The sequence below is a fragment of the Bacillus cereus group sp. MYBK139-1 genome, from assembly GCF_051916915.1.
Lineage (GTDB): Bacteria > Bacillota > Bacilli > Bacillales > Bacillaceae_G > Bacillus_A > Bacillus_A pacificus.
Window position 1 is genome coordinate 109,220 of record NZ_JBQAHO010000007.1, and the last position, 23,936, is coordinate 133,155.

Sequence of the window (23,936 nt, forward strand, 5' to 3'; positions counted from 1 at the left end):
TACTTATAATAAAGGGGATATAACAAATGAAAAAAACCATTGAAAAACGCCATATTCGTGCAGAAGTTCCTACTGAATTAACATGGGACCTCTCTGATTTATACGAATCTGATAAAGAGTGGGAAACTGCATTACATGTATTAACAGATGATATAAAAAAACTTGATATGTTTAAAGGTCAATTACACACTAGTCCCACGACCTTATTACATTGCCTACTTTTAGAAGAAGAGCTTTTAATGAAGTTAACAAAATTATACTCCTACGCAAATTTAAAAGAATCTACCGACCGTACAAATCCAGTTGTTCAAGCGAACGCTTCCAAAATTTCCGCTTTATGGACGAAAGTACATACGGCGCTATCCTTTATTCATAATGAAATTCTCTCATTAGAAGCAGGAACAATTGAAAAATATTTAACTGAAGAAACAAAACTTGAACCTTTCCGTAAATCATTACTAGACATATTACAAAAAAGGCAGCACACGCTCTCTCCTGAAACTGAAGAAGCACTTGCTGCACTTGGCGAAGTACATAGTTCTCCATACAAAATTTACGGTATGACTAAATTAGCTGATATGGATTTTAACTCCATACAAGACGAACAAGGAAATGAACTTCCTGTCTCATTTGCATTATTTGAAAGTAAATATGAGTTTTCTCCAAGCGTAGACATACGCAGAAAGGCATACTCATCATTTGTGTCCACTTTGAAGCGATATAAAAATACCGTGGCAACAACATATGCTACCGAGGTCAAAAAACAAGTAACACTCTCTCGTTTACGCAAATTTGAATCTGTTACTCATATGCTTTTAGAACCTCAAAAAGTTCCACTTGAAATGTATAACAATCAACTCGATATTATTTATAAAGAATTGGCGCCTCATATGCGCCGTTTTGCAGATTTAAAAAAGAAAGTATTAGGACTCGATCAAATGCTGTTCTGCGACTTACATGCACCTTTAGATCCCGAATTTAATCCAGCAATTACTTACGAAGAAGCAGGAAAACTCATTCAAGAATCTTTACAAGTACTTGGCGATGAATATAGTGCCATTATCGAAAAAGGATTCAAAGAAAGATGGGTCGACCTTGCAGATAACGTAGGCAAATCAACTGGAGCATTTTGTTCAAGTCCATACGGTTCTCATCCATACATTTTAATTACATGGCAAAATACGATGCGTGGCTGCTTCACATTAGCTCATGAATTTGGGCACGCTGGTCATTTTTATTTAGCAAATAAAAACCAACGTATTATGAATGTACGTCCATCTATGTACTTCGTTGAAGCACCATCTACAATGAATGAATTACTATTAGCCCAGCATTTATTAGCGACGAATGACGATAAGAGAATGCGCAGATGGGTAATCCTGCAACTACTTGGCACATATTATCACAACTTTGTTACTCACTTACTTGAGGGAGAATATCAAAGAAGAGTATACAGCCTAGCAGAAGAAGGTGGAGCACTTACAGCTACAACTTTAACTGAAATAAAAACAAATGTCCTTTCAACATTCTGGGGAGATTCCGTAAAAATTGATGAAGGTGCTGGCTTAACTTGGATGCGTCAACCTCATTATTATATGGGCTTATATTCTTACACGTATTCCGCAGGCCTCACTGCATCTACTGCAGTAGCTCAAATGATTAAAGAAGAAGGACAACCTGCCGTTGATCGCTGGTTAGATGTACTTCGCGCTGGTGGTACGATGAAACCACTTGAATTAATGAAACATGCCGGAGTTGATATGTCAAAACCAGATGCAATCCGCAGAGCTGTTTCTTACGTTGGTTCCCTAATTGATGAATTAGAGCGCTCTTATCAAGAATAAAAAATAAGCCCTCGCTTTATGAGGGCTTATTTCATATTTACTTTCCAAATCTTTTACGGTATCCACATTTTCTACATAACTCTTCAACTGCAACTCTTCTAGAAAATCCATCAACAATGTTTGTCGCTCTTTCACCTTCTATAATGTTAGAAAATGAGTCATTATTAATATTCCCAAGATTAATGATTCCCTCACCATCTAAACAACAAGGAATAACCGTTCCGTTCGCTAAAATACCAGCTTGATTTCGAAGCCCGTGACAGAATCCTTTTCCATCATCCTCTTCTTCATGCAATGCTGGCCACTGGAATTCATAGTCTTGATTAATAAAGACACGTTCCGCAATTTTTATACCTTTTCCTGGTGTAAGCTTCTCTTCAATTTGATAAGATAGATCAAACTCATTTTCAATGATGGATAATAACTCTCTATTCTTCTGAATTTCAGCATTCGTTTTATTATCCTGCGTTAAATTCCATAATCTTAGTGAAACAATTAAATCTGATTGACTTGTCGCCTCTCTAATGAAGGAAAGTATACTTCTTACATACCCCTCTTTGTCTTGTGAACCTGGGTGCCCATCAAAACTATGCAGTGAAAAATTCATTTGTCTTAAAGCAGGCTTATTTAACAATCTATGCCTTCTCTTATTAATTAACGTTCCGTTCGTTGTAATATTAACTTTAAACCCTTTTTCATGGCTTAAATCTAACAATTGATCTATTTTTGGATGCAGCAACGGCTCACCCTTCACGTGCAAATAAATGTAGTCTGTGTGTGGTTTAATTTGGTCTAACCTTTTTGCAAAATCCTCCACAGAAATGAATTGCTTCTGTCTTTCCGTCGGCGGACAAAAGCTGCACGCAAGATTACATACACTCGTAATCTCCAAGTAAAATTTCTTAAACTTCTTCACCTTTAACTCCTCACTTCTATGACTACTTATACTTTTTCCTCTTCATATTACAGCATACTTTTTTAGAAATAGAAACATACTTATTTTAGGAAATATAGAAAACGGCCACATATGTAGCCGTTTGAATGTACTATTACTATTTATGATACGGTTCACCACGATTAATACGAAATGCCCTATACACTTGCTCAAGCAATACTAATCGCATTAATTGGTGCGGTAATGTCATCTTTGAAAAAGAAAGTGATTCGTTTGAACGCTTCATTACTTCTGAACTTAATCCAAGTGATCCACCAATTACGAATGCAACTTTACTCTTCCCATATGTAGCAAGACGATCTAAGCTTACTGCAAATTCTTCTGATGATTTTTGTTTTCCTTCTATCGCTAACGCAATGACATGCGTATCATCAGAAATTTTATCCAGTATACGTATTCCTTCTTTTTCTTTTACAATTAACATTTCTGCTTCACTTAAATTTTCTGGTGCCTTTTCATCTGGCAATTCAATTACTTCTACTTTTGCGTATGCAGATAATCGTTTTAAGTATTCTGCTATACCTTGTTTTAAATATTTTTCTTTTAATTTCCCAATTGAAATAATCGAGATATTCACACGTATTCCCCACCTTACAAACATGTTATCCACATAACTTATCCACATATCCACAATTGTTACCCACATATTGTGTGAGAATCTGTGTTCGATACAACATATGTCGCCTCATTTTGACAAAATTCACATGTTTTTTTCTCTTTTTCTGAGTTATCCACATTGTTAATAACCGGCGGAACTTCACACTCATCCACAATAATATCTAAAGCTAATTCAACATGTTCTAAACAACAAGGTAAGTTCATATTCTTCACCTCACTTTTCTACAATAGAAAACAGGAGGTAGGCCCTCCTGTTTTTAATACTTTTGAATGCCTAGTTTAACCGTTGTTGTTGCTCGTTTTGTACCACGATAAAACGTAAGAGTCATTTTATCATTAATTTTTTTATCATATAAGGCCGTACGGAATCCGATAATATCGCGAACTGGTTTCCCATCTACTGCTACAATCACATCGTGTTCTCGCAAACCAGCATCTGTACCTGGCGAAGGACTTTTCACATCTAAAATGCAAACTCCCTCTGTTACATTGCCTGGTAAATGCAATGTTTTTGACCAATAGTAGTTTGGAATTTCATTTAATGATCTCAGTTCAATTCCAACATACGGTCTTCTTACTTTTCCGTACTTCTCTAATTCATTCATAATTGGAACAGCTCTAGTAACAGGAATAGCTAGCCCAATTCCTTCTACTTCTTTTGCCGCAATTTTCATTGAGTTAATACCAATTAATTGACCCGCTGCATTTACAAGCGCACCACCACTATTACCCGGATTAATTGCTGCGTCTGTTTGCAACACTTCTACTTGCCAATCATAATGTCCATCTTGATCTAAATCTACAGGGACAATACGCTCATTAGCTGAAATAATACCTTGTGTGACAGTTCCAGAAAATTGGAGCCCGAGTGGGTTTCCAATCGCAATGACTGGTTCTCCTCTACGAACAGTATTAGAATCGCCAATCTCAATTACTTTTTTCACATGCTTTGCATCTATCTCTAGTACAGCCAAATCTGTGACTACATCGGTTCCTAATACCTTTCCTGGAACCTTCTTACCGTCACTTAAACTTACTTCAATACGATTTGCTCCAGCAACAACATGATTATTCGTTACAATATAAGCTTGACCATCTGTCTTCTTATAAATTACACCTGATCCCGTACCTGCTTCTGAATCTGCCTCTGAAAAATTATCTCGTTGAATATTAATAACTCCAACAACAGCTTCAGACGCACGATCAACAGCATCCACAAAACTAATCTGTTTAATGCCTTGAGCTTCCGCCATATTACTTCCACTTGCTTCAGCCTGCGGAAACGCGTCCGTATCATTTGAAAATAAAGGAGCTCCAAATGCAAATAACGAAGCTCCTACAATTGTTCCTGCTATGCTAGAAATAACAATACCTTTATGCTTCTTTTTCCTTGCACGTTTCATACGATAATTTTCTCCATCAATAAAGGACATATTTGTTCACCCATCTTCCTGAAAACAACTATATTCACCTTTATTGTTTACTAAAATGGAGAATTATACGTATTGAATTTTTGTAGGCATTTTTGGATCTGTATCGTGGATTTCAAAAGCTTCTCCCACTCCAAATCCCTTTTCCTCTAATACTTGCGATACTGACATTCGCGCCAGTTCTTTCATGTTATTATCTAAACTTAAATGGGCTAAATAAATATGCTTTGTCTCATCTGTAATTACATCCGCCATAGCCAATGCAGCATCTTCATTACAAACGTGCCCTACGTCACTTAAAATACGTCGCTTAATACTCCATGGATAGCGTCCCATACGAAGCATTTCCACGTCATGATTGCTTTCAAACACGAAAGCATTAGCCCCCTTAATAACACCTTTCATACGGTCACTCACGTATCCTGTATCTGTAATAAGAGCTAACTTTCTATTATTGTTATGAAAAGCATAGAACATCGGCTCTGCCGCGTCATGTGAAACTCCAAATGACTCGACCTCAATATCACCGAATGTTTTTACATCCCCAACTGAGAAAATAAACTTTTGCTCAGTTGGGATATTTCCTATTAAGTGTTCCATTGCATTCCATGTTTTCTCATTTGCATAAACAGGTAAATCATATTTACGTGCCAATACACCTAATCCTTTAATATGATCACTATGTTCATGTGTTACAAGAATACCCGATACATCGTTTATATTTAATTCTGCCTGTTTAAATAAAGCCTCAGTTGCTTTACCACTTAAACCTGCATCGACAAGTAACTTCTTTTCATCTGTTCCTACATATAGCATATTCCCTGTACTTCCACTTGCAAGTACGCTAAAATGCAATCCCATTCTTTCTCACTCCAGTATGTTCATCAACCACTTGATTTTCCTTTTCCCCTAATTCCATAACTTGTCCTTCAATTGCATTTACAAAGAAGTCCTGCTTCTGCTCCGTCTTTAAGTTCCACGTTGGAGCAAGTACTTGGTTATTAGAAGTAGATGCGGTAAGGTTGGCATAACCAATTTGCGCTTCTTTTACATGTGTATTCCCATGAATTTTATTTTTTAAATACAGATTTTCTAAAGCGGTTTGGGCAGTAATAATTTCTTGCTGTTTCGTTTTTTCACTTTCGCCCATTTCTTTTAAACCTGTTAGCATCGTCTGCGTGTACGACACAAGTTCATTTTTTTCATTTAATTCCACAACAATCATTGCCTGATCGTTATAGAAAATAGGCTTATCTTTATATTTTTGGAAGAAGTAAATTTTAGAGTCTTTCATCGCCCCAAACTCATACTTTTGTCCATCTAATACATAGTTCTTCAAAAAATCATTATACTTATCTTTGGATAAAGATTTTGTATTTAAAAAGGGCTCTTTTAGCTTACTTTCTATCTTGTACATATTTTGTATATGCGCCGTTTGATTTTTTAAAGACTGTACGTCTTCTTCTTTAAATGTCTTGTTTTCAGCCCTAATAAATGACTCTTTTTTCGGTTCTTTAGGAAAATTACCCATAGTAATTTTGTTTGCTTTTAATTCTTGATCTATCTTTGTTTCTGCAATAAGCTCCAATTGATTACTATCTTGCTTTTGAATGAATTGAAAAATGAGAAAGAGGTCCAAAACAAAAAAGGTCACAATAAATATGGTTTTAATCCGATCCCAATCCATTTAGTCCTCCCTCATTCCACTCATATATTTTTTGTTTGCCAGCTTCATCTTCAACAAACTTTACATACCAAATTGGCTGTAGTCGCGCTACTTGCCCATCTAGTGATAATTTGTATCCAATCCCAATATCTTTAATAGATCTTTTATCTACCGCGGCATTATTTTCTAAGGATGCTATTACAACATGACCTGACGGAAGAGTAACCTTCTGTTCTATACCTTTCGTATTTAAAGAAAGCAACGGTCTTTCATATTCCATTACTTCTTCTGATCCCCATACTTGTCTCAATTCAGCTAATCCATCTGTATTGAATACGGGATATCCATCTTCCTGTAAGCGGAATACTGTCTGTCCTTTATTCATATAGTCCAAACGATATGAATCCAAACTCCCACTGTGACCATTTACAAAATCAAAACTTTTTTGTAAAAGCATTAAATTATCTGGCTTTTTCTCACTTAAAACAGAAGAATTTTTATACTTTAGCATATGCTGATCGTTTTCAATCTCCATAGACCTAATACCATCTGTAAATATTTCTTTCGATCTCTCGATAATAGGGCTTAAATAACGTGGGTCACTAAAAAGAGCATTCTTAAATGTATCAACCGCTAAATTAGATGAAATATATGTTATATTACTTAATTCTGTCGTTCCATCTGGTAAAAATAACTTTTTCATATCATTAATTTGATAGTCAAAATAAGGTTTCGCTGATACTATAAATTGATTTTGTGCATTTACAATATCTTTTAAATACACACCACTTAATTTTGCTTCATATATTCTAGAATTATCACCATCAGAAACAAAATTAATTTTAATTTCTTGATCCCTACTTCTAGAAGGATCAAGAATAATTCGATTAAAGTGTTTAGGCTTAGCTATACTTTTTTCTTTCATACTAAACATAGATTTAACTGCATCAAATGGGATGTTGGTAGGGAAAATAAGTTCAATTTTCCCTTCACCATGAACATAAGAAAGGAAGTCAGCCTTAGCAATCGATATCTCTTTGAACTCATGTAATTCCCCTGCTTCCAAAGTTCTATAGATTGATTCTATATCTCCCTCTCTTTTGCTCCCGTAATGATTTTTATCTTTATGCACAATGATAGAAGTAGGGCGGACAACATCAGCGATTTTAGTTTGAGTATTTCCCTCATTCCCCTGTACAAATTTTGCGTTTTGCATAGATGTGGAATCTGGCACATACGTCCATAAGTTAAAAGTAAGAAATAGACTAATTACAACTAAATTAATTAAAACTATCGTTTTAACATTCTCCATACTCATTCCCATTCGTCCTCTTCATCTGCTGCCATAGGCAATGTGAAATAAATCGTTGTCCCTTTTCCTTCCTCACTCTTTGCCCAAATCGAGCCACCATGTGCCTCAATCATTTCTTTCGCAATCGCTAATCCAAGTCCTGTACCGCCCATTTGTCTTGAACGTGCTTTATCTACGCGATAAAAACGTTCAAAGATTTTATCAACGTTTTCTTTCGGAATACCCATTCCTTGGTCACTTACACTAATCTCTAATAATTCTCCGCGATCACGTAAACGATATGTTACTGTTCCACCTTCTGGCGAATACTTTAATGCATTCGAAATAATGTTATACAATACTTGCGTAATTTTATCCGTATCCATATCAATAAATCGAGATTTTTTAGAGAAAGATCGTTTGAAGCTTACGTTTTGCTCTTTAGACATTTCAAAACGATCAATAATGTTATTAAAGAAGTCAGTAAAGTCGACCCACTCTTTCATTAAACGATGTTCTGTACTATCGAGTTTAGATAGTTGCAATAACGCATTTACAAGTCTAATCATTCTTTCGGTTTCTTCTTGTGTAACTGTTAAAAATTGTGGTGCAATATTCGGATCTTGCCACGCACCGTCTGTAAGTGCCTCTAAGTAACTGCGCATTGTCGTTAATGGCGTTCTTAATTCATGAGAGACGTTTGCTACAAACTCGCGGCGTTCTCTTTCTATACGCTCCTGCTCAGTCACATCATATAATACGGCAATTAAACCATTTGCTTTCCCTGTCTCTTTTTGAATAACAGAGAAACTAGCGCGTAAAATATATGGCTCATTTCTTGTACTAAAATCTAATAAAACAGAATCCGGCTCTTCGTATAAATGATCGAGCGTAAATTCTTCTTGTATTCCCAATACTTCTAAAACAGATTGATCGAGCGCCGTTTCACGCGAAACATTTAGCATCTTTTCCGCAGGATCATTTAATAAAATAATGTCCCCTTTTCGGTCAGTAGCAATTACTCCATCTGTCATATGTGATAATACGGATGACAATTTACGTCTTTCACTTTCTGTTGAAGAACGAGCTTGTTGTAATTTTTTTGATAAATTATTGAAAGATAATGCTAATTGTCCAATTTCATCATGGCTGTGCACTTTTACTTTTCTTGAATAGTTTCCTTTTGCCATTTCAATTGCTTGTCTTCGCATATCAGAGATTGGTCTCGTAATCGTTTGAGCTAACAAAATTCCAAGTACAGCTGTTACGAGTAATGCAATAACGGTTCCGGTCGCAAAGATTTGATTAATATCCTTCATCTGCTTATAAACATCTTCCATGGATGCAACAACGTAAATAGCACCAAGTGCATCTTTGTTGTTATCATCCATAATAGGAGTAATCATAACTTGTACACGGTGACCTGTACGACCATCCTTCTCAATTTTCACTTCTGGTTTTTTTTGTACCAATACCCGCTGAACAGCTATATCAGTTGACGTTCTATTTACCTTGTTTTGCTTTGACTCATCTGAAATAGCGAGCAGCTTTCTATTCGCATCAAATACACTTACCTCTTGAATATCCTTCTTTCGATCAGAGGCAAATTTTCGAATGGAAGTTTTAATCGTTTCACCTGTTGATTCTGTCTCTGCTTTTGTATAACTTTTTTTAAACTCTTGTTTCAAGTTATACGATAATAAGTTCGTTTGTTGCGTTAAAGAATCTCTAAAACCTTGTACAAGACTCTTTTCTAACTCTCTTACGAAATATACCCCAATAACTTGCATAGCTATCAATATTAATAGCATATATATGAGTACAAATTTTAAATGAATAGATTGAAAAAAACCGACTTTCTTCATATACTATTCCTGCTCTGGGTCACGCAAGTAATACCCTACTCCACGTCTAGTGACAATTAATGTAGGATGACTTGGATTATCTTCAATTTTTTCACGTAGACGACGTACTGTTACATCCACTGTACGTACATCTCCAAAATAGTCATAACCCCAAACTGTTTGCAATAGATGTTCACGTGTCATAACTTGTCCTAAATGTTTTGCTAAATAATGTAATAGCTCAAATTCACGGTGTGTAAGCTCAATATTTTCCTCACGTTTCGTTACACTATACGCATTTGGATTGATAACAATTGGTCCAATAACCATTTCCGTATTTTCTTCTTTTTCTGCCGCACCACCTTGCTGATGGCGACGTAAATTCGCCTTCACGCGAGCGAGTAATTCCCTCGTACTAAATGGCTTCGTTACATAATCATCTGCCCCAAGCTCAAGTCCTAATACTTTATCGATTTCAGAGTCCTTCGCTGTAAGCATAATAATCGGCATTTCTGAGCTTTTACGTATTTCACGGCAAACCTCTAAGCCATCCTTACCTGGTAGCATAATATCTAATAAAACCATATCTGGTTGTTCTTCAGTTGCTTTTTCAATTGCTTCATCACCATCATGCGCCATTACAATTTCAAAACCTTCTTTTTCTAGGTTGAACTTCAAAATATCTGCAATCGGCTTTTCATCATCAACTACTAAAATTTTCTTTCCCATCATCGTTTATTTCCTCCTTATAAAGTGAAACTTTAATCAGCCCTCACCAATTGGGCTTTTACGGGCAGCCCTCCCTCCACCTAACTTCTTTGCTTTCGCTGAATTTTAAGGTGGAGGCCTTACTGCCCATTAAATAGCGGGGTAAAAATATGGTCAATATCCCTAAACACATTGATGTCTACATAGTATGTCCCTATATGACCGCATCTTTTGCTTAAGTACTTTCTCCTCTATTCTCACAGACTCATGTATGATCCACTTTTACACGGAATCCTATACGATCTATAGAAAAACCTCTAGCTTCAACTGCTAGAGGCTCCTCATTCTATTTTAAAATAACTACTCAATTTTGTAAAATTACACAAATAAAAAGGATATTAAGTGGGCCCACTTAATATCCTGAGAGTGGCTCGGGACGGAATCGAACCGCCGACACGAGGATTTTCAGTCCTCTGCTCTACCGACTGAGCTACCGAGCCAAAACTATATATAAAACCACTAATGGTGGTATAAACAAAAGTGGCGGTCCCGACCGGGGTCGAACCGGCGATCTCCTGCGTGACAGGCAGGCATGTTAACCACTACACCACGGGACCAAAAATGAACATAAAAAAACATGACCCGTACGGGATTCGAACCCGTGTTACCGCCGTGAAAGGGCGGTGTCTTAACCACTTGACCAACGGGCCACGAAAAATAAAATGGTGAGCCATGAAGGACTCGAACCTTCGACCCTCTGATTAAAAGTCAGATGCTCTACCAACTGAGCTAATGGCTCATACTCACCAACGTCATATTTTCGTGACGACAAGATGTATCATAACATGTTTTATTTATTTTTTGCAATACCTTTTTTTATTTTTTTATAAAAAATAAGAAAAAACTCATGCGGACATGAGTTTTTTCTTAAAAATATCAATTAAGCTTCGTATACGTTACGCACGATATTCGTTTGGTTACGATCTGGTCCAACTGAGAACATAGATAATTGAATTCCTGTTAACTCAGAAACACGTTCTACGTATTTTCTTGCATTCTCAGGAAGCTCGTCTAATGATCTTACACCAGTAATATCTTCTGTCCAACCTGGAAGCTCTTCGTATACAGGCTCACATTTCGCTAAAATGTTTAAGTTTGCTGGAACTTCATCGATAACTTCGCCATTGTATTTGTAAGCAACACAAATTTTAAGAGTTGGAATACCAGTTAGAACGTCGATAGAGTTTAATGATAAATCTGTTAAACCACTAACACGACGCGCATGTCTTACAACAACGCTATCAAACCAACCTACGCGGCGTGGACGACCAGTTGTCGTTCCATACTCACGACCAACTTCACGAATTTGATGACCAATTTCGTCATGAAGCTCAGTAGGGAACGGACCATCACCTACGCGGCTTGTATATGCTTTACATACACCTACAACGCGAGTAACTTTTGCAGGACCAACTCCAGTTCCAACTGTTACACCACCAGCAATTGGGTTAGAAGATGTAACGAACGGATACGTACCATGGTCGATATCAAGCATAACACCTTGTGCACCTTCAAATAATACACGGTGATTATTATCTAATGCATCATTTAATACAACAGACGTATCACACACATATTGTGCGATTTGTTGTCCGTACTCGAAGTACTCTTCGAAGATTTCTTCTACACTGAAACCTTCTGTATCGTACATTTTTTCAAATAAACGATTTTTTTGTGCTAAATTGCGCTCAAGCTTCTCTTTAAATGCTTCACGGTCTAAAAGATCAGCCATACGAATACCAATACGAGCAGCTTTGTCCATATATGCAGGACCGATACCTTTTTTCGTTGTACCGATTTTGTTATCACCTTTACTTGCTTCTTCTAACTCATCTTGTTTTAAGTGATAAGGCAAAATAACGTGCGCACGGTTACTTACGCGTAAATTATCAGTACTTACACCACGATCGTGTAAGTATTTTAACTCTTCAAGTAATGCTTTCGGATCTACTACTAAGCCGTTTCCGATTACACAAATTTTCTCTTTATAGAAAATACCAGATGGAATTAAGTGTAATTTATATTTAACCCCGCCAAAAACAATTGTATGTCCTGCGTTATTTCCACCTTGATATCTTGCAACTACTTCCGCATGCTCAGAAAGAAAATCAGTGATTTTACCTTTTCCTTCGTCGCCCCATTGTGTTCCTACAACTACTACTGAAGACATTATTAAAGCACCTCCGCAATTTTCAAACGATCTATTCAAACAATATAATTGTACCAAAACCGAAAAAGAAGTCAACCAAAAAGCGAACATTTTTTTACCAAAAAACTTTTTCGTTCGTAAGAATTATATTTTCACACTATGAAAGCCTTATCTTTTCTATAAAAAAAAAGAAACACATCTTATTATAAGAAATGCGTTTCTTTTTTATACTATCGTTATGCCGGCGGCGCATGTCCATCTTCGAAGCGACGTTCTAAGTTAACGAACTTATTGAACTCTTTAACGAATGCGAGCTCTACTGAGCCTACTGGACCATTACGCTGCTTTGCAATAATAATTTCAATCGTATTTTTATTTTCCGTTTCTCGGTCATAGTAATCTTCACGATATAGGAAGGCTACGATATCGGCATCCTGCTCGATACTTCCCGATTCACGAATATCAGACATCATCGGACGTTTATCTTGACGAGATTCTACACCACGAGATAACTGTGACAAGGCAATAACAGGAACTTGTAATTCACGCGCAATCCCTTTTAGTGTACGAGAAATCTCAGATACTTCCTGCTGACGGTTCTCTCCTGATTTCCCACTTCCTTGAATAAGCTGTAAGTAGTCAATCAAGATCATACCAAGACCCTGTTCTTGTTTTAATCTACGACATTTTGCTCGAATCTCATTTACTTTAATCCCCGGCGTATCATCAATATAAATACCAGCATTAGAAAGGCTACCCATTGCCATCGTTAATTTCGCCCAATCATCAGAAGTTAACGATCCGGTACGAAGTCTTTGTGCATCAATATTCCCTTCTGCACAAAGCATACGCATAACAAGCTGATCAGCACCCATCTCTAGACTAAAAATCGCTACATTTTCATCCGTTTTCGTCGCTACGTTTTGTGCGATATTTAATGAAAATGCCGTTTTACCTACCGATGGACGTGCCGCCACGATGATTAAATCATTTCGCTGGAACCCTGCCGTCATCTTATCTAATTCAGTAAATCCAGTCGGTATCCCGGTCACTTCACCTTTTTGATTATGCAAAAGTTCGATTTTATCGTAAGCATCTACAAGAACGTCTTTAATATTTTGGAATGCTTTCGCATTCGTCTGATGAGATACTTCTAATATTTTTTTCTCAGCCTCATTTAAAAGACCATCCACATCATCTTCTCTCTCATATCCATCAGACACAATATGAGTCGCCGTTCGAATTAAACGACGTAACAGTGCTTTTTCAGCGATGATTCTTGCATAATACTCTACGTTAGCAGCAGTCGGAACAACTTCTGCTAATTCTGCTAAGTAAGAAACCCCACCAACTTCTTCTAGTAATCCTTGATCAGCCATTGCTGACGTCATCATTACTAAGTCGATTGGTTCTCCCTTATCAGATAACCCAAGCATGACTTCAAAAATCTTTTGATGTTTTGTTCGATAAAATGAGTCAGGTACCAACAGTTCCGATGCTGAAGTTAATGCATCCTGATCAATCAATATAGCACCTAAGACTGCCTGCTCAGCCTCTATATTATGTGGAGGGGTACGATCAGCCATTACATCACTCATACGCAATCCTCCTTGCTTAACTTAGTTTTATTGTTCACTAACATGAACTTTTACTGTTGCTGTTACTTGCGGATGCAATTTCACAGTAACGTTTGTATAGCCTAATGCACGAATTGCATCATCCATTTCAAATTTACGCTTATCAAGTTTAATATTGTGAGATTTTTGCATTGCATCTACGATTTGTTTACTTGTGATTGAACCGAATAGACGACCGCCTTCTCCAGATTTAGCCTTTAATTCTACAGTTAATTTCTCTAACGTTTCTTTTAATTGTTTTGCATTTTCAAGCTCTGCTGCTGCATCTTTTTCTTCTTTGCGCTTTTGAGCTTCTAAAGTTTTCATACTGCTATTCGTCGCTTCAGCAGCTAATCCTTGTTTTAGTAAGAAGTTATTTGCATAACCATCTGGTACGTTTTTTACTTCCCCTTTTTTCCCTTTACCTTTTACGTCTTTTAGAAAAATTACTTTCATGATTGTGTGCCTCCCTGTAAATAGTCATCAATAACAAATCGAAGCTTCTCCTCAGCTTCATCTACTGTAACATTTTTCATTTGTGTGGCTGCATTCGTTAAATGCCCGCCACCACCTAAGTTTTCCATAATTAACTGCACATTCACTTCACCTAAAGACCTGCCGCTAATTCCAATGAAATTCTCGCCACGTTTTGCAATAACAAATGATGCAATAATTCCTGTCATTGTTAATAATGTGTCCGCTGATTGCGCAATAAGCACTTGATCGTAGTAATCATCGCTATCAACTTTTGCAATCGCAATTCCATTTGTATAAATGTACGCATTTTTAATAGCTTTTGCAACCCGTAAATACTGATCCATATCTTCTTTTAAAAGCTCTTGTACAAGTACAGTATCTGCACCGTGTGAGCGTAAATAAGAAGCCGCATCAAACGTACGAGCACCTGTCCGGAATGTAAAGCTTTTCGTATCAACAATAATACCTGCTAATAATGCTGTTGCTTCTAACATTGTCATTTTTAAATTTTTCGGTTGGTATTCAAGTAATTCCGTAACAAGTTCCGCCGTGGAAGAAGCGTATGGCTCCATGTAAACAAGCAATGGATCTTCAATAAAATCTTCTCCTCGGCGATGATGGTCAATAACAACTACATTTTCAATTTTGCGTAATAGCTTTTCTTCCATCACCATTGAAGGTTTATGCGTATCAACAACAACAAGTAAGGAATCATCATTTGCAAATTCCATTGCTTGTTCTGGTGTAATAAAGTGAGACCATAACTCTTCATTTTGTTTCACTTTATCCATTAAACGCTTAATTCCCTTATCAGAATCATTTTCATCGAGCACAATATATCCTTTGCGCTCATTTAATTGCGCTACCTTTAAAATACCAATCGCAGCACCAATCGCGTCCATATCAGGAGCCCTATGCCCCATTATAATGACATTGCTACTTTCTAATACTAAATCCTTTAATGCATGCGAAATCACTCTGGCACGTACACGAGTACGTTTTTCCACCGGATTTGTCTTACCACCATAAAACTTAACTTTACCTGTCGCTTGTTTAATAGCTACTTGATCTCCACCACGCCCAAGCGCAAGGTCTAAACCTGATTGAGCCATCGCCCCAAGCTCGGATAAAGGTAAATCACCTGATCCAACACCTACACTTAATGTAAGTGGTATATTCCTTTTGGATGTTTCTTCACGCACTTGATCTAAAATGCTAAATTTCCCTTTCTCCATCTGCGCTAAAATACTTTCATTTAACACAACGAAGAATCTTTCTGAAGATGCACGTTTTAAATATGCCCCATACTTAACGGCCCACTCATTTAGTCTTGATGTTACAAGACTTGTTATATTCGTACGTAATTGATCATCTAACCCTTGTGTAACTTCATCATAATTATCTAAATAAATGACAGCTAAAACAGTACGTTGATCCTCGTACATCTTTTCAATCTCTGTTTGTTCTGTTACATCAAAGAAATAAATTAACTTTTCTTCTTTCCTTACAAAGACACGAAACTTTCGATTATTTAAAGAGACTATATCATCAGACGTTTCTCCCTTAATAAAAAGAAGTAACGTTTCTGATACATCATAAAGGTGCCATCCAGCTAATGCATGCTGCCCCAGACATGAAGATAAATAAGGATTTGCCCAATCAATCCCATAATCCTTATTGTATAACAAAATACCAATCGGCATCTGGTTAAATGCCTCATTACTCACTTTCTTTACCCTTGTAATCATATCTGTCGTATGTTTTTCAAAATTCTTTTGGAAAGTAAGTTCAAATCGTACAACAACAAAAAGGACGATACAAAAAATAAAGAAGGAGACTATCCCCATTAGTAAATGAAAATAACAGAGAATTGAAATGAGCACAAACACAAAAAATGCCAATACGTAAACAGGATATAAAAACCACTGTTTCTTATAAAATTCAGGCATGTATACAACTCCTATAAAGTAAAACTAACTCACCTTCCAGTTAGTAATACAGATTAAAATAGTATAAGGAATATTATTTTATCCTCCTATTTTAGAACGCAATGAAATCCCTAAATCAATTATACCTAAGATTGTCACAAGAGGAAACAGCATCGGGATAAACATGCAGGCGATAAAACTAATAATAGGAACCCCTTTCGTAAAACCTTTGCTATGCGCTAAAAAAGTGATAAACGTCAGGCCTTGTAGCACTAGTAATAAAGCAAATATGACATATAGATTAGAAAATACCATATGTAAATATGATGTCGGTTCTACTTTTATAAAAGTTGATAGCAAAATAAATATAACGTAATACCAAACAATACTCTTCGGTAATTGTATATCCTTAAATTTAGGCCAAGGTATGACATCGTGTTTTAACTTTCTCAAAACACTACCTGATATCATAACTGTAATCCAAGAAAAACATACTGAGACCATGACAATTAAACTTGGGAATAACGTTTGTAACACATCATTAAATTGTGCAAATAGCTCTTTTTGCTCTTTACTAATCGGCATACCTGCAGCAGTAACTATCTTTTCGCTTTGCGCCATACTTTCATTAAACATATTTTGCATTTGCTTCATTAAATCTATGTTAAAAAACTTTATACTCACAACATAAATGAGCATAATACCAATTAAGTAAGCAAGCGTCCCCGCCATCAAAATTTCTACTGGCTTCTTTTGTTTTTTATACATATGTCCTAAAACGATACCTATTAATCCAAACATAGTTGTCTTTACCAAGTTCATCGGTTGACTAACAATAACAGTAATAAAAAGCGCTGCCGTAAAAATTACAAAAGCATTAGATATTTTATATCTTATCGTTAGCAATATAAATGGCAACGGCAACGCAAACGTTACAACTGTGCCTAAAATCGGAACATACATAGATATAAGCAACAACATTGCATATATTGCTAACAACGCTGCACCCTCAGTAATAAATTTTGTGTTTTTCATCATCTAACCTCTCTTTCAAAAAAAGAAAAGCATAGCAAAATGCACAGTAGAGTCCGACTCTACTGTGCATTTCATACGCTATTATTCACCAACATATGGTAAAAGTGCCATTTGACGAGCACGTTTAATTGCAACTGTAAGTTTGCGTTGGTATTTTGCGCTTGTTCCTGTTACACGACGAGGTAAAATTTTACCACGCTCAGAAACGAAACGTTTTAATAAATCAACATCTTTATAATCGATGCGAGTGATGCCGTTAGCTGTGAAGAAACACACCTTACGACGTTTCGCACGTCCACCTTTGCGTCCTGCCATGTCTATTTCCCTCCATTCTTTGTTAAAACTAACAAATTTACTGTATTAGAACGGTAAATCGTCGTCGGAAATGTCGATCGGTTGACCTACATTTGAAAATGGATCGTCATTCTTCGTAAATCCAGAGTTACCTTGGTTACCTGAATTACTAGATTGACCAAATGGGTTAGAGCCTTGGTTACCGAAACCAGCTCCTGATGGTTGCTGATTAAATGAACCGCGTTGCTCCCCACCGCCATTACGCGGCTCTAAAAATTGCACGCTTTCCGCAAGAACTTCTGTTACGTATACACGTTTACCATCTTGTCCCTCGTAATTACGAGTTTGAAGACGTCCGTCTACGCCTGCTAAGCTACCTTTTTTCAAATAATTTGCTACGTTTTCTGCTTGTTTACGCCATATTACACAATTAATAAAGTCAGCTTCACGCTCACCTTGTTGATTGGCAAATGCGCGATTTACAGCTAACGTAAAAGTAGCTACTGCAACACCATTGGGCGTGTAACGTAAGTCAGGGTCCTTAGTTAAACGACCAACGAGGATAACACGATTCATCAATCGAACCACTCTCCCTTATATATCAATTATTTTTCTTCTTCTTTAACAACGATATGACGAAGGATGTCTTCGTTGATCTTAGCTAAACGGTCGAATTCGTTAATCGCTTCTGCGTTAGATTTCACGTTTAAGATCATGTAGAAACCTTCACGTAAGTCGTTGATTTCGTAAGCTAAACGACGCTTACCCCACTCTTTCGTGTTAATGATTTCTGCACCATTGTTTGTTAAAACACCTGCGAAACGTTCAACTAAAGCTTTTTGAGCTTCTTCTTCAACGCCAGGACGAATGATGTACATAATTTCGTACTTTCTCATTACACTTTCACCTCCTTTTGGTCTAAACGGCCCATAATGGGCAAGGAGCAATTAATTTATAGTAATTACTCACGAGTTTAGATTATATCATAGTAAGTTAGATGAATCAACTCACCCATACATAAAAAACTTGGCAAACATATAATATATTTGCCAAGCTTATATCTTTATTTTTCCTAGGAAATATTAAATTAAACGTTGAAACGGAAGTGCATAACATCTCCGTCTTTTACGATATACTCTTTTCCTTCTAAACGAACTTTACCAGCTTCTTTTGCAGCTGTCATAGAACCGTTTGTCATTAAGTCTTCGTAAGAAACTGTTTCTGCACGAATAAATCCACGCTCAAAGTCTGTATGAATTACACCAGCACATTGTGGTGCTTTCATACCTTGTTTGAATGTCCATGCACGTACTTCTTGTACACCAGCTGTGAAGTAAGTAGCAAGTCCTAATAAATCATATGCAGCACGAATTAATTGATCTAAACCAGATTCTTCAATGCCTAGTTCTTCAAGGAAGACCTTTTTCTCTTCTTCGTCTAACTCAGCGATTTCTGATTCGATCTTTGCACATACAACGATTACTTGAGAATTTTCATTTGCAGCAAATTCTTTTACCATTTGTACGTATTTATTTTCAGAAGGATCGATAACATCGTCCTCGCTTACGTTTGCTACGTATAGCATTTCTTTCGTTGTCAATAAATGAAGACCTTTCACAATCTTCATTTGCTCTTCTGTAAATTCAACCGTGCGAGCTGGTTTTCCCTCTTCGAAAGCTTCTTTTAAACGTACTAAAATTTCATGTTCATATACTGCTTCTTTATCCTTTTGTCTTGCTAATTTCGCAACACGTTCGATACGTTTATCAACTGATTCTAAATCGGCTAAGATTAGTTCTAGGTTGATTGTTTCAATATCATCAATTGGATCTACTTTCCCTGAAACGTGCGTAATATTTTCGTCTTCAAAACAACGAACAACTTGGCAAATTGCATCTACTTGGCGAATGTGAGATAAGAATTTATTTCCTAAACCTTCACCTTTACTAGCACCTTTTACGATACCTGCAATATCAGTAAACTCAAATACAGTCGGAACAGTTTTTTTCGGTTCTACTAATTCCGTTAATTTATTTAAACGCTCATCTGGTACTTCTACAATTCCTACGTTTGGATCAATTGTACAGAATGGATAGTTTGCAGATTCTGCTCCTGCTTGTGTAATTGCATTAAATAAAGTGGACTTCCCTACGTTAGGTAATCCAACAATCCCAGCCGTTAATCCCATATTTTTCACTCCTATGTCTCAATCTTTCATCATTATAGATAGTAACGAAAAAAATGACAAGTTTCCTCCAAACGAAAAAAAGTAACAGCTACCCACTGCAACTGTTACTTTCTCTCTATTCTTCGTGCTTCACAAGTATTTTTTTCACCTTACGATCAAACTCTCTTCGAGGAATCATTACTGAATGGTCACATCCCTCGCACTTAATGCGGATATCCATTCCCATACGAATAATCTTCCAACGATTCTCCCCACATGGGTGGGCTTTCTTCATTTCCACAACATCGTACAAGTTATACTGCTTTTGCTCCATTCTCCAAACCCCTCTCCATACTAAATTGCTTTTTCACTCACTAATTCTTCACGATTATATAAAACCATACGTGGATATGGAATTTCAATACCATGTAAATCTAGACGATTTTTAATTTCTTTACGAAGTGCTCTTGCAATAACTGCATGTTGCATTGGCTCTACTTCAGCAATAACACGTAATATAACTTCTGAGGCAGCTAATGTTTGTACACCTAACAATTGAGGTGTTGTTACCATTTTTTCGTACTTTGCAGGTAATTCTTGTAATAAGTCTTCTATGACTTGCTCTGCTTTCGCTATGTCAGCCTCATACGAAATAGATACATCAACAAATGCTACACTATTACTAACTGAATAGTTCGTAACTTGAATGATACTTCCGTTTGGTAAAGTATGAATTTCACCTGTCCAGCTTTTTACTTTTGTTGTACGAAGTCCAATTTCTAAAACGACCCCTTCAAACTGACCAATTTTTACATAGTCACCGACTGAAAATTGATCTTCTAGCAAGATAAATAACCCTGTAATAACATCTTTTACTAAACTTTGAGCACCAAATCCGACTGCCAAACCAATTACCCCTGCACCGGCTAATAAACCTGATGCATTAATATTAAACACACCCAAAATCGCAATTAACATAATAAACATAACAACGTATGCCACAATATTTTCAAGTAACTTCGCTACTGTAACTGTACGACGTTCTGAAATTTGAATTGGCGAACGACTTCCCATACGAAACGCATTCCGTACAACCGCTCTTGCAATTCGTACTACAATTGCACCAATTGTTAAAATGATACATATTTTTAATGTCGCAATTCCAATATGAGCCCAACGATCAGCATCTAGTAAATACTGTTTCGTAGCATTAAACCACTTCGTTAATAAATCCATGTACCTCTACCTCTCCAGCCAAAATTTCTTTTTAGTTATCCTTCTTATTGTATCAGAAGTCTCCTAATTGCTGAAAAAATTTTATGACTTTAATTCCATTTGTTAACCTACATACAGGTATAAAATGGAACGAATATATATATACTAGTACTATTATTTCCGTTCTCACTTAAATTTTACAGCAAGTACGCACTTATAGTTTTCCATTTTACTCACCATATAACATATTTTGAAAATTTATTAAAAGGATGGGTGCTTCATGAATATTGGAAGTTTTCGCTTACCTTTTTTCGAAAAAGAAACTCAAAATGTTATGCACCAAGATTTAGAAGCCTCCGAGATAATTAGTAACTTCTTACTTTCCCATATCCCTATTAAGACTCATATACCAATTATTCTCGTTTGTATCGGAACAGATCGTTCCACAGGAGATGCACTCGGTCCGTTAGTCGGTACGAAACTAGAACAAGTAGAAATTACAAACTTCCAAGTGTTCGGTACACTAGATGATCCAGTACATGCGCTAAACTTAGAGGAAAAAATTCAGAATATACAGAAAGATAGTCCTACTTCATTTATAATTGCAGTTGATGCCTGTTTAGGAAAGTCTCAAAGTATTGGTTCCATCACTACCGGAATGGGACCTAGTAAACCTGGAGCTGCGATGAATAAGAAATTACCGGCAGTTGGTGATTTACATATTCATGGCATCGTAAATCTAAATGGTTTTATGGAATTTTTCGTCCTGCAAAATACAAGATTAAGTTTAGTTATGAAAATGGCTGATGTAATTGCACAAAGCATAAAAGAAACAGACCAAAAATTATCTGTATTAAAAAAAGCAAACCATCTATAAATAATAAGATGGTTTGCTTTTTAGTTTTTCTGCGCTAATAATTCTAAAATACGATTTAAATCTTCTTTATTGAAAAATTCAATTTCGATTTTACCTTTTTCTTTTTTTGTTTCTTTAATTTTTACATCTGTGCCAAACTTTTCTCTTAAGAATGTTTCGCGTTCTACGAAAAATATATTTCTTTCTTTTTTCACTTGTTTTGTTTCACGTGAAACGCGTTGATTGATCTCCTGAACAATTTTCTCTAATTGACGAACATTTAATCCTTCTTTTTCAATTCGTTTCAATAAAGCTTTCAATTGTTCTTCATCTTTTATCGTAAGCAAGGTTCTCCCATGAGCCATTGAAAGTTGACCATTTGCAATCATATCTTGAACAAAAGAAGGGAGGCTCAATAACCGCGTATAGTTTGCAATGTAAGGTCTACTCTTACCAAGACGTTTTGCTAATTGTTCTTGCGTCACATTTAGCTCATTCATTAACATTTGATATGCCATTGCTTCTTCCATTGGATTTAAATCTTCTCGTTGTAAGTTTTCAAGCAATGCAAACTCCATCATTTGCTGCTCATTTAATTGTCTTACAACGGCAGGTACTTTTTCGAGTCCCGCCTCTTTAGCAGCACGATATCTTCTTTCACCTGCAACAATTTCATATCCTTTAATACTCTTTCTAGCAATTAACGGTTGTAATATGCCGTGCTCTTTAATAGAGGCCGATAATTCCTGAATCGCCTCTTTATTAAAGTGTTTACGTGGTTGATATGGATTCGGCCTTAATTCAGTTATCGTAATCTCCTGAATTGTCTCTTCTTCTTTCACATCTAAATCAGGAAAAAACACATTGATTCCTCTTCCTAATCCTTTAGCCACCTGCAATCACTTCCTCTGCTAAATCTATATATACTTCTGCCCCTCTTGATTTAGCGTCATACTGCATAATTGGTTTCCCATGACTTGGTGCTTCACTCAAACGAACATTACGAGGGATAATTGAACGGTATACTTTATCTCTAAAGTATTTTTTCACTTCATCTATAACTTGAATCCCTAAATTTGTACGGGCATCTAACATTGTTAGCAATACGCCTTGAATTGCTAGGTTTTTATTTAAGTGCTTTTGCACCAGTCGAACTGTATTTAATAGCTGACTTAACCCTTCTAGTGCGTAATATTCGCATTGAACAGGAATAATAACAGAATCTGCTGCAGTTAATGCATTAATCGTTAATAACCCTAAGGACGGGGGACAGTCGATAATAATATAATCATATTCATCACGAACTGGCTGTAATGCCCTTTGCAAACGTACTTCCCGGGAAATAGTCGGTACCAATTCAATTTCAGCACCTGCTAATTGAATTGTAGCGGGTAGAACATCTAAGTTTTCAGTTGCGGTTTTCTGTATAACCCCTTGAACATCTGCATCTTCCACAAGAACATTGTAAATACATTGATCTAATTCGGATTTTTCAATTCCCACACCCGTCGTTGCATTTCCTTGAGCATCAATATCTACAAGAAGGACCTTTTTACCTACTTGTGCCAATCCAGCCCCTAAATTAACAGATGTTGTTGTTTTTCCAACGCCACCCTTTTGATTGGCTATAGCAATGATTTTTCCCATGATGTCACCTACTTTCAACCTTTCTATCTTATTCTAGTAACAATTACGTTTATTGTAACATGAAATAAAAGTTTTTCTTTTACGTCCTTATTAAACTTCAAAATTTATTTCTAAACTCCTTCTTCATCTAACAAGA

At 36.4% G+C, this 23,936-nt stretch carries 24 protein-coding genes and 4 tRNA genes; 2 read left to right on the forward strand and 26 right to left on the reverse strand.

The window, feature by feature from the left end:
- Window positions 1-26 precede the first annotated feature (26 nt).
- Entirely contained in the window at window positions 27-1,844 is a 1,818-nt protein-coding gene (pepF, locus tag ACTFRS_RS25255) for an oligoendopeptidase F (RefSeq protein WP_440025296.1), read from the forward strand.
- Window positions 1,845-1,881: 37 nt separating this feature from the next.
- Here pepF and ACTFRS_RS25260 read toward each other — a convergent pair whose 3' ends face one another.
- The 24 genes from ACTFRS_RS25260 to ACTFRS_RS25375 all read right to left on the reverse strand — a co-directional run bounded on the left by ACTFRS_RS25260 (window position 1,882) and on the right by ACTFRS_RS25375 (window position 21,318).
- Complete coding sequence (locus ACTFRS_RS25260) at window positions 1,882-2,760, reverse strand: radical SAM/SPASM domain-containing protein (protein WP_000713634.1); 879 nt, start codon at window positions 2,758-2,760, stop codon at window positions 1,882-1,884.
- Window positions 2,761-2,896: 136 nt separating this feature from the next.
- On the reverse strand, window positions 2,897-3,376 hold the full coding sequence (gene rlmH / locus ACTFRS_RS25265; RefSeq protein WP_001027003.1) for a 23S rRNA (pseudouridine(1915)-N(3))-methyltransferase RlmH: 480 nt from the start codon (window positions 3,374-3,376) through the stop codon (window positions 2,897-2,899).
- Window positions 3,377-3,435: 59 nt separating this feature from the next.
- Window positions 3,436-3,621, reverse strand: coding sequence for a CxxH/CxxC protein (locus tag ACTFRS_RS25270; protein WP_001052835.1), 186 nt, complete (start codon window positions 3,619-3,621; stop codon window positions 3,436-3,438).
- A 53-nt stretch (window positions 3,622-3,674) separates the two neighbouring features.
- Window positions 3,675-4,850 carry a S1C family serine protease gene (locus ACTFRS_RS25275; protein WP_000008058.1) on the reverse strand — a complete coding sequence of 392 codons (1,176 nt, stop codon included), beginning with the start codon at window positions 4,848-4,850 and terminating at the stop codon, window positions 3,675-3,677.
- Between the two features lie 63 nt (window positions 4,851-4,913).
- Window positions 4,914-5,708, reverse strand: a complete 795-nt coding sequence (locus ACTFRS_RS25280) for an MBL fold metallo-hydrolase (RefSeq protein WP_000522836.1) — start codon at window positions 5,706-5,708, stop codon at window positions 4,914-4,916.
- Window positions 5,692-6,534 carry a two-component system regulatory protein YycI gene (locus tag ACTFRS_RS25285; RefSeq protein WP_000383736.1) on the reverse strand — a complete coding sequence of 281 codons (843 nt, stop codon included), beginning with the start codon at window positions 6,532-6,534 and terminating at the stop codon, window positions 5,692-5,694. The genes ACTFRS_RS25280 and ACTFRS_RS25285 overlap by 17 nt, the downstream gene beginning before the upstream one ends.
- Window positions 6,515-7,831 carry a YycH family regulatory protein gene (locus tag ACTFRS_RS25290; RefSeq protein WP_029141246.1) on the reverse strand — a complete coding sequence of 439 codons (1,317 nt, stop codon included), beginning with the start codon at window positions 7,829-7,831 and terminating at the stop codon, window positions 6,515-6,517. The genes ACTFRS_RS25285 and ACTFRS_RS25290 overlap by 20 nt, the downstream gene beginning before the upstream one ends.
- Entirely contained in the window at window positions 7,828-9,669 is a 1,842-nt protein-coding gene (gene walK, locus ACTFRS_RS25295) for a cell wall metabolism sensor histidine kinase WalK (RefSeq protein ID WP_000755380.1), read from the reverse strand. The genes ACTFRS_RS25290 and walK overlap by 4 nt, the downstream gene beginning before the upstream one ends.
- Before the next feature lie 3 nt (window positions 9,670-9,672).
- Complete coding sequence (gene walR, locus ACTFRS_RS25300; RefSeq protein ID WP_000971872.1) at window positions 9,673-10,380, reverse strand: cell wall metabolism DNA-binding response regulator WalR; 708 nt, start codon at window positions 10,378-10,380, stop codon at window positions 9,673-9,675.
- Window positions 10,381-10,783: 403 nt separating this feature from the next.
- Window positions 10,784-10,856 (reverse strand) — tRNA-Phe (locus ACTFRS_RS25305).
- 41 nt (window positions 10,857-10,897) lie between these two features.
- Window positions 10,898-10,973, reverse strand: a tRNA-Asp gene (locus ACTFRS_RS25310).
- A gap of 21 nt (window positions 10,974-10,994) precedes the next feature.
- Window positions 10,995-11,066, reverse strand: a tRNA-Glu gene (locus ACTFRS_RS25315).
- Window positions 11,067-11,079: 13 nt separating this feature from the next.
- A tRNA-Lys gene (locus ACTFRS_RS25320) sits at window positions 11,080-11,155 on the reverse strand.
- Window positions 11,156-11,296: 141 nt separating this feature from the next.
- Window positions 11,297-12,586 carry an adenylosuccinate synthase gene (locus tag ACTFRS_RS25325; protein ID WP_000100224.1) on the reverse strand — a complete coding sequence of 430 codons (1,290 nt, stop codon included), beginning with the start codon at window positions 12,584-12,586 and terminating at the stop codon, window positions 11,297-11,299.
- Window positions 12,587-12,801: 215 nt separating this feature from the next.
- The gene (gene dnaB, locus ACTFRS_RS25330; RefSeq protein WP_001286244.1) at window positions 12,802-14,163 is read right to left on the reverse strand and encodes a replicative DNA helicase; all 1,362 of its coding nucleotides are present in this window, start codon (window positions 14,161-14,163) and stop codon (window positions 12,802-12,804) included.
- A 27-nt stretch (window positions 14,164-14,190) separates the two neighbouring features.
- Window positions 14,191-14,637, reverse strand: coding sequence for a 50S ribosomal protein L9 (gene rplI / locus ACTFRS_RS25335; RefSeq protein WP_000864231.1), 447 nt, complete (start codon window positions 14,635-14,637; stop codon window positions 14,191-14,193).
- The gene (locus ACTFRS_RS25340; RefSeq protein WP_087955261.1) at window positions 14,634-16,607 is read right to left on the reverse strand and encodes a DHH family phosphoesterase; all 1,974 of its coding nucleotides are present in this window, start codon (window positions 16,605-16,607) and stop codon (window positions 14,634-14,636) included. Before ACTFRS_RS25340 ends, rplI begins: the two co-directional genes overlap by 4 nt.
- Before the next feature lie 78 nt (window positions 16,608-16,685).
- A complete protein-coding gene (locus tag ACTFRS_RS25345) occupies window positions 16,686-17,621 on the reverse strand; it encodes a YybS family protein (protein ID WP_139868622.1) in 936 nt (311 codons plus the stop codon).
- 81 nt (window positions 17,622-17,702) lie between these two features.
- Window positions 17,703-17,936: a 30S ribosomal protein S18 gene (rpsR, locus tag ACTFRS_RS25350; protein ID WP_000918873.1), complete on the reverse strand. Its 234-nt coding sequence runs from the start codon at window positions 17,934-17,936 to the stop codon at window positions 17,703-17,705.
- A 45-nt stretch (window positions 17,937-17,981) separates the two neighbouring features.
- Complete coding sequence (gene ssb / locus ACTFRS_RS25355) at window positions 17,982-18,494, reverse strand: single-stranded DNA-binding protein (RefSeq protein WP_000981966.1); 513 nt, start codon at window positions 18,492-18,494, stop codon at window positions 17,982-17,984.
- A gap of 26 nt (window positions 18,495-18,520) precedes the next feature.
- Window positions 18,521-18,811: a 30S ribosomal protein S6 gene (gene rpsF, locus ACTFRS_RS25360; protein WP_001233778.1), complete on the reverse strand. Its 291-nt coding sequence runs from the start codon at window positions 18,809-18,811 to the stop codon at window positions 18,521-18,523.
- 191 nt (window positions 18,812-19,002) lie between these two features.
- Window positions 19,003-20,103 (reverse strand): redox-regulated ATPase YchF, encoded by a 1,101-nt coding sequence (ychF, locus tag ACTFRS_RS25365; protein ID WP_000524669.1) that lies wholly within the window; start codon window positions 20,101-20,103, stop codon window positions 19,003-19,005.
- Between the two features lie 115 nt (window positions 20,104-20,218).
- Window positions 20,219-20,416, reverse strand: coding sequence for a DUF951 domain-containing protein (locus ACTFRS_RS25370; protein ID WP_000436051.1), 198 nt, complete (start codon window positions 20,414-20,416; stop codon window positions 20,219-20,221).
- Window positions 20,417-20,436: 20 nt separating this feature from the next.
- A complete protein-coding gene (locus ACTFRS_RS25375) occupies window positions 20,437-21,318 on the reverse strand; it encodes a mechanosensitive ion channel family protein (protein ID WP_087955263.1) in 882 nt (293 codons plus the stop codon).
- Between the two features lie 259 nt (window positions 21,319-21,577).
- On the opposite strand from ACTFRS_RS25375, the gene yyaC reads away from it, so the two are divergent.
- A complete protein-coding gene (gene yyaC / locus ACTFRS_RS25380; protein ID WP_139868624.1) occupies window positions 21,578-22,174 on the forward strand; it encodes a spore protease YyaC in 597 nt (198 codons plus the stop codon).
- Between the two features lie 20 nt (window positions 22,175-22,194).
- Here yyaC and spo0J read toward each other — a convergent pair whose 3' ends face one another.
- Both spo0J and soj read right to left on the reverse strand, forming a co-directional pair.
- Window positions 22,195-23,046, reverse strand: coding sequence for a stage 0 sporulation protein Spo0J (spo0J, locus tag ACTFRS_RS25385; RefSeq protein ID WP_087955265.1), 852 nt, complete (start codon window positions 23,044-23,046; stop codon window positions 22,195-22,197).
- Window positions 23,039-23,800, reverse strand: coding sequence for a sporulation initiation inhibitor protein Soj (soj, locus tag ACTFRS_RS25390; RefSeq protein WP_000516114.1), 762 nt, complete (start codon window positions 23,798-23,800; stop codon window positions 23,039-23,041). Before soj ends, spo0J begins: the two co-directional genes overlap by 8 nt.
- Window positions 23,801-23,936: the final 136 nt, after the last annotated feature.

Bases quoted from the DNA above. Each gene is read 5' to 3' on its own strand.
- pepF (WP_440025296.1), top strand. From the start codon at position 27: ATGAAAAAAACCATTGAAAAACGCCATATTCGTGCAGAAGTTCCTACT.
- ACTFRS_RS25270 (WP_001052835.1), bottom strand. From the start codon at position 3,621: ATGAACTTACCTTGTTGTTTAGAACATGTTGAATTAGCTTTAGATATT.
- ACTFRS_RS25275 (WP_000008058.1), bottom strand. From the start codon at position 4,850: ATGTCCTTTATTGATGGAGAAAATTATCGTATGAAACGTGCAAGGAAA.
- ACTFRS_RS25280 (WP_000522836.1), bottom strand. From the start codon at position 5,708: ATGGGATTGCATTTTAGCGTACTTGCAAGTGGAAGTACAGGGAATATG.
- ACTFRS_RS25285 (WP_000383736.1), bottom strand. From the start codon at position 6,534: ATGGATTGGGATCGGATTAAAACCATATTTATTGTGACCTTTTTTGTT.
- ACTFRS_RS25290 (WP_029141246.1), bottom strand. From the start codon at position 7,831: ATGAGTATGGAGAATGTTAAAACGATAGTTTTAATTAATTTAGTTGTA.
- walK (WP_000755380.1), bottom strand. From the start codon at position 9,669: ATGAAGAAAGTCGGTTTTTTTCAATCTATTCATTTAAAATTTGTACTC.
- walR (WP_000971872.1), bottom strand. From the start codon at position 10,380: ATGATGGGAAAGAAAATTTTAGTAGTTGATGATGAAAAGCCGATTGCA.
- ACTFRS_RS25325 (WP_000100224.1), bottom strand. From the start codon at position 12,586: ATGTCTTCAGTAGTAGTTGTAGGAACACAATGGGGCGACGAAGGAAAA.
- dnaB (WP_001286244.1), bottom strand. From the start codon at position 14,163: ATGAGTGATGTAATGGCTGATCGTACCCCTCCACATAATATAGAGGCT.
- rplI (WP_000864231.1), bottom strand. From the start codon at position 14,637: ATGAAAGTAATTTTTCTAAAAGACGTAAAAGGTAAAGGGAAAAAAGGG.
- ACTFRS_RS25340 (WP_087955261.1), bottom strand. From the start codon at position 16,607: ATGCCTGAATTTTATAAGAAACAGTGGTTTTTATATCCTGTTTACGTA.
- ACTFRS_RS25345 (WP_139868622.1), bottom strand. From the start codon at position 17,621: ATGAAAAACACAAAATTTATTACTGAGGGTGCAGCGTTGTTAGCAATA.
- rpsR (WP_000918873.1), bottom strand. From the start codon at position 17,936: ATGGCAGGACGCAAAGGTGGACGTGCGAAACGTCGTAAGGTGTGTTTC.
- rpsF (WP_001233778.1), bottom strand. From the start codon at position 18,811: ATGAGAAAGTACGAAATTATGTACATCATTCGTCCTGGCGTTGAAGAA.
- ychF (WP_000524669.1), bottom strand. From the start codon at position 20,103: ATGGGATTAACGGCTGGGATTGTTGGATTACCTAACGTAGGGAAGTCC.
- ACTFRS_RS25370 (WP_000436051.1), bottom strand. From the start codon at position 20,416: ATGGAGCAAAAGCAGTATAACTTGTACGATGTTGTGGAAATGAAGAAA.
- ACTFRS_RS25375 (WP_087955263.1), bottom strand. From the start codon at position 21,318: ATGGATTTATTAACGAAGTGGTTTAATGCTACGAAACAGTATTTACTA.
- yyaC (WP_139868624.1), top strand. From the start codon at position 21,578: ATGAATATTGGAAGTTTTCGCTTACCTTTTTTCGAAAAAGAAACTCAA.
- soj (WP_000516114.1), bottom strand. From the start codon at position 23,800: ATGGGAAAAATCATTGCTATAGCCAATCAAAAGGGTGGCGTTGGAAAA.